This is a genomic window from Candidatus Methylomirabilota bacterium, assembly GCA_035315345.1.
Taxonomy (GTDB): Bacteria; Methylomirabilota; Methylomirabilia; order Rokubacteriales; family CSP1-6; genus CAMLFJ01.
Genome location: DATFYA010000087.1, coordinates 1 through 2,895, shown reverse-complemented (window position 1 = coordinate 2,895; position 2,895 = coordinate 1). Strand labels below are relative to the sequence as shown.

3 protein-coding genes are annotated in these 2,895 nt (G+C 71.3%); all 3 read right to left on the bottom strand.

Annotation, left to right across the window (positions count from 1 at the left end; genetic code table 11):
* Positions 1-1,619, bottom strand: a 1,619-nt coding sequence (locus VKN16_11065; protein ID HME94743.1) for a proton-conducting transporter membrane subunit, incomplete at its 3' end; no start/stop codon positions are given.
* A 3-nt stretch (positions 1,620-1,622) separates the two neighbouring features.
* On the bottom strand, positions 1,623-2,147 hold the full coding sequence (locus VKN16_11060; GenBank protein HME94742.1) for an NADH-quinone oxidoreductase subunit B family protein: 525 nt from the start codon (positions 2,145-2,147) through the stop codon (positions 1,623-1,625).
* A gap of 57 nt (positions 2,148-2,204) precedes the next feature.
* The coding region (locus VKN16_11055; GenBank protein HME94741.1) for an isocitrate/isopropylmalate family dehydrogenase at positions 2,205-2,895 on the bottom strand (691 nt) is incomplete at its 5' end.

The window sequence follows — 2,895 nt, the reverse complement described above, 5'->3', positions numbered from 1 at the left end:
CCCGCGATCACGATCGGAGGTGACATCCGGGCGAGCCCGGCTGGCGTCTGCACCGAATGCCAGAGGCGGAAGGTGAGCGGCTCGACCGCGAGCCCGACCAGGCCGCCGGCGACCGTGCCCGCGCCCGCGAGCACGGGCAGCGCGGCCAGCGCCAGGGCCCCGCAGGCCGCGGCCAGCGCGGCCATGCCGATGCACATCGACGCGGGGGCCTCGTGCGCGTCCGCGGCCTCGGGCGAGCGCGGGAGCGCCAGGAACATGATGCCGAAGGCGTTCACGAACGCGGTGGCGGCGAGACCGGCGGTCAGCGCGAGGATCCCGAGCGCCAGCACCGCGAGGATCGCGACCAGGGGCAGCGGATAGCCGATACCCGGGAGCAGCGACTGGAACAGCAGCCACTCGCTGAAGAAGCCGTTGAGCGGCGGCAGGCCCGAGATCGCCAGCGCGCCGACCAGGAAGCAGGGGGCGGTCCATGGCAGGCGCCGCACGAGCCCGCCGTGTCGGTTCATGTTGCGCGTGCCGGTGGCGTGCAGCACCGAGCCGGCGCCGAGGAAGAGCAGGCCCTTGAAGGCGGCGTGGTTGAGGGCGTGATAGAGCGCGGCCGCGAGGGCCACCGCGGCCGCGCGCGGCATCGCCAGGGCCTGGAACAGGAAGCCCGCGCCCACGCCCAGGGTGATGATCCCGATGTTCTCCACGGTGGAGTAGGCGAGCAGCCGCTTGACGTCGTCCTCCATGAGGGCGTAGAGCACGCCGAGCAGGGCGGAGCCGACGCCGAGCCCGATCAGGACGACGCCCCACCAGGCCGGGCCGCCGCCCAGGAGATCGAGGCCGACGCGCAGCAGTCCGTAGACGCCGAGCTTGACCATGACGCCCGACATGAGCGCCGAGACGTGGCTCGGCGCCGCCGGATGCGCGCGAGGCAGCCAGACGTGGAGCGGGATGAGACCCGCCTTGGAGCCGAAGCCGATCAGGGCCAGGGCGAAGACGACACTGCGTGACCCGAGGGGCAGCGAGGAGGCCGCCTCGCGGAGCGTGGCGAAATCGAGCCACGGCGCCCGCGCGCCGAGCAGCAGGAAGGCGCCGAGCAGGCAGGCGAGCCCCACCTGGGTCATGCCGAGATACCAGATGCCGGCCCTCACCGTCTCCGGCTGGTCGTGCTCGGTCATCACGAGGAAATACGAGGTCAGCGACATGGCCTCCCACACCAGCAGGAAGGTCACCACGTTGTCCGCGAGCGGCACGAAGCTCATGCTGAGCAGGAAGAGGTTCAGCATCGCGCCGAGCCAGCGGAGCGAGTAGCGCCCCGCGTATGCCGCTGAATAGCCGGCGCCATACAGGGCCGACGGCGCGGCCACCGCTCCGGTCAGGATGAGGAAGAAGGCGCCGAGGGCGTCCACGCGCAGGACCACGCCGCCCGCGACCGCGAGGAGGCCCGGCGCCTCGAAGGTCCAGGTGGCACGGCTGACGAGACCCTGCAGGCCGAGCAGCAGCCCGGCGACCGCGCCCACCACCGCGCCCGCGGTGGAGAGACCGCGGCCGATCCGTCCGCTTCCACCCGCGAGCCCGGCGACGGCGCCCGCCGCATAGGCGGTCACCATGACGCCGAGCAGTGTCCCGGTCACGAGCTACCGGCGCAGGGGCTGCCGCAGCACGGTCAGGATGCCGCGCAGGATGTCGGCCGGATCCGGCGGGCAGCCGTCGACGAAGGCGTCGACCGGCACCACGCGATCCACGCTTCCCGCGATCGCGTAGCTGCCCCGGAACACTCCGCAGGTGCGCGCGCAATCGCCGACCGCGACCACCAGCTTGGGCGCCGGCGTCGCCTCGTAGGTCTTGCGCAGCGGCACCTCCATGTTGCGCGTCACCGGCCCGGTGACGAGGAGCAGATCGGCGTGGCGGGGCGAGGCCACGAAGTGGATGCCGAAGCGCTCGCTGTCGTAGACCGGGCCCATGAGCCCGGTGATCTCGATCTCGCAGCCGTTGCAGGAGCCCGCGTCCACCTCGCGCACCGCGAGCGCTCGGCCGAAGAGGCGCCGCGACTCGGCGTCCACCTCGCGCATCAGATGGAGGACGTTGGGCTCGTCCGGCGCGGGGGGAGGGATCTCAACGGTCACGACTCCCACCCTTAGCATCTTCGAGAACAGCAGCATCGAGGCCTCATGATGAGGCCGGACCCTCTCGGGCCCAAGAAATTTAGACGGCGTGGCTCAGTCGGAAAGGTGGCGGACGATCGCCTCGGCGAACTCGGACGTGCCGAGAGTTCCGCCCAGGTCGCGCGTCTTGGCCCCTTCGGCGAGCGCGCGGTTGTAGCCGTCCCGGATACGCCGGGCCGCCGTCGCGCACGCCTCGTCGTCGCGTGTCTCGGCGAGGTGATTCAGCATCATCACCGCGGACATGAGCAGGGCGAGCGGGTTGGCGAGGTTCCGGCCCGCGATGTCCGGGGCCGAGCCATGCACCGCTTCGAAGACCGCGGCCCGATCGCCGATGTTGGCCCCCGGCACCACCCCCAGGCCGCCGACCAGCCCGGCGGTGAGGTCGCTCAGCACGTCGCCGTAGAGGTTCTCCAGCAGCAGCAGGTCGAAGCGCGTGGGATCCTGCACCAGGGCCATGCAGCCGGCATCGATGATCATCTCCTGGTAGCCGATCTCGGCGAACTCCGCCTCGTGCACCACCCGGGCACAGCGGATGAACATCCCGTCGGTGAGCTTCATGATGTTGGCCTTGTGGAAGACCGTCACCTTCTTCCGCCCGCGGTGCTGGGCGTAGCGGAAGGCCCACTGGGCGATGCGCGTGCAGGCCTTCTCGGTGGCGACCTTGGTGGTGGTCACCACCCCCGGGGCGAGCGAGGCCTCGATGCCCGAGTAGAGTCCCTCGGTGTTCTCGCGGATGATGACCAGG

Bases quoted from the DNA above. Each gene is read 5' to 3' on its own strand.
- VKN16_11060 (HME94742.1), bottom strand. From the start codon at position 2,147: ATGCTGCTGTTCTCGAAGATGCTAAGGGTGGGAGTCGTGACCGTTGAG.